The 2,332-nt window shown below is 69.4% G+C and carries 2 pseudogenes; both read left to right on the top strand.

The annotated features are described in order from the left end of the window. Positions 1 to 41: 41 nt before the first annotated feature. Positions 42 to 179 (top strand): annotated as a pseudogene (locus tag ACLZN2_RS50965) (hypothetical protein); the annotation flags it as partial. Positions 180 to 201: 22 nt separating this feature from the next. Further along, positions 202 to 2,332 (top strand): annotated as a pseudogene (locus ACLZN2_RS50970) (GcvT family protein); the annotation flags it as partial.

The raw sequence follows: 2,332 nt of genomic DNA on the forward strand, positions 1-2,332 counted from the left end.
TGCTGGTGCCGACCGACGGTCTGGCCAAGGCGGTTCTGGCGGTGGAGGCGCAGATCCGCCGGGCGACCGAGCGCGGCGTGACGTTTCTGGCCCGGCACGAGGTCCTCGATGTCCTGCAGACCGACGGTGAGGTCACCGGTGTGCTGACGGACCAGGGGGAGATTGCCGCCGACATCGTGGTGTGCTGTGCCGGTATCTGNGCGCCGGCACGGCTGGGTGACCGCCTGGGGCATCGAGGCGCAGTTGCTGACGCCCGAGGAGTGTGTGGAGCGGCATGCGCTGCTCGACGTGGAGAAGGTGCTGGGCGGTCTGCTGGTGCCGACCGACGGTCTGGCCAAGGCGGTTCTGGCGGTGGAGGCGCAGATCCGCCGGGCGACCGAGCGCGGCGTGACGTTTCTGGCCCGCCACGAGGTCCTCGACGTCCTGCAGACCGACGGTGAGGTCACCGGTGTGCTGACGGACCAGGGGGAGATTGCCGCCGACATCGTGGTGTGCTGTGCCGGTATCTGGGGTCCGAAGATCGCCCGGATGGTGGGGATGAACCTGCCGCTGACGCCGCTGGCGCACCAGCTGGCCTGGACCGGCCCGATCCCGGCACTGGCCGGACAGCGGGAGGAGGCGGTGCGTCCGATCCTGCGTCACCAGGACGCCGACCTGTACTACCGGGACCGTTTCGACGGTCTGGGCATCGGCTACTACGGTCACCGTCCGATGCCGGTCTCGGCCGATGACATCCTCTCGGTGGACGAGGCCGAGGCGATGCCGTCGGTTTTGAAGTTCACCGAGGAGGACTTCGAGCCCGCCTGGAGCGAGACGCAGGCGCTGCTGCCCGCGACGCGGGAGGCGAAGGTCGAGGAGGGCATCAACGGCCTGTTCTCCTTCACCACCGACAACTTCCCCCTCCTCGGCGAGTCCCAGGACGTCAAGGGTTTCTGGGTCGCCGAGGCGGTCTGGGTCACCCACTCCGCGGGCGTCGGCCGAGCCATGGCCGAATGGCTGGTCGACGGCTACTGCTCCTCCTTCGACCTGCACGAGTGCGACGTCAACCGGTTCGAGCCGCACCAGCTGGCCCCCCAGTACGTCCTGGCGCGTGACTGCCAGAACTTCGTCGAGGTCTACGACATCCTCCACCCCCTGCAGCCCTCGGGTGACCCGCGCCCGATCCGCACCAGCCCCTTCCACACCCGCCAGCAGGAACACGGCGCCCTCTTCCTGGAGGCGAACGGCTGGGAGCGCCCGCAGTGGTACGAGGCCAACGCGCCCCTGGTCGAGGGCCGCAACATCCCGACCCCCAATGCGTGGGCGGCGCGGTTCTGGTCGCCGATCGTGGGCGCGGAGGCTCAGGCCACCCGCGAGACCGTGGCGATGTACGACATGACCGCGCTGAAGCGGCTCGAAGTGAGCGGTCCCGGCGCGGCCGACTTCCTGGAGCGGCTGACCACCAGCAAGGTCGCCAAGTCCGTCGGATCCGTCACCTACACGCTGTTCCTGGACCACGACGGCGGCATCCGCAGTGACATCACGGTCGCCCGCCTGGCCCGCGACCTCTTCCAGATCGGCGCGAACGGCAACCTGGACCTGGACTGGCTCACCCGGCATCTGCCCGCCGACGGCACCGTCCAGGTCCGCGACATCACCGCCGGCACCTGCTGCATCGGCCTGTGGGGCCCGCTGGCCCGCAAGGTCCTGCAGCCCCTCACCGACGCGGACTTCTCCAACGACGGCCTGAAGTACTTCCGTGCCCGGCACGCCTACATCGGCGCGGTTCCGGTCACGGCGATGCGGCTGTCGTACGTCGGTGAGCTCGGCTGGGAGCTGTACACCACCGCCGACCAGGGGCAGAAGCTGTGGGACACACTGTGGGCGGCAGCGCAGCCGCTGGGCGGGATCGTCGCGGGCCGCGGGGCGTTCAACAGCCTGCGGCTGGAGAAGGGCTACCGCTCCTTCGGCACCGACATGACCTACGAGCACGACCCCTACGAGGCCGGCGTCGGCTTCGCCGTCAGGCTCGACAAGGGCGACTTCATCGGCAAACAGGCACTCGAGCGCCGCAAGGACAGTGTCCGGCGCAGGCTGACCTGCCTGACCATCGACCATCCCGAGTCGGTCGTGATGGGCAAGGAACCCGTCTACGACGGCGACCGCGCGGTCGGCTACGTCACCAGCGCCGCCTACGGCTACACCATCGGCAAGGCCATCGCCTACGCCTGGCTCCCCGCCGACCTCACCACCCCCGGCACCACCCTCCACATCGGCTACTTCGACCAGCGGGTGCAAGCCGTCGTCACCGAGGAACCCCTCTTCGACCCCACCATGTCCCGCCTGCGCGGCT

Origin of the sequence: Streptomyces sp. T028 (assembly GCF_048159505.1) — a bacterium.
Classification (GTDB): domain Bacteria; phylum Actinomycetota; class Actinomycetes; order Streptomycetales; family Streptomycetaceae; genus Streptomyces.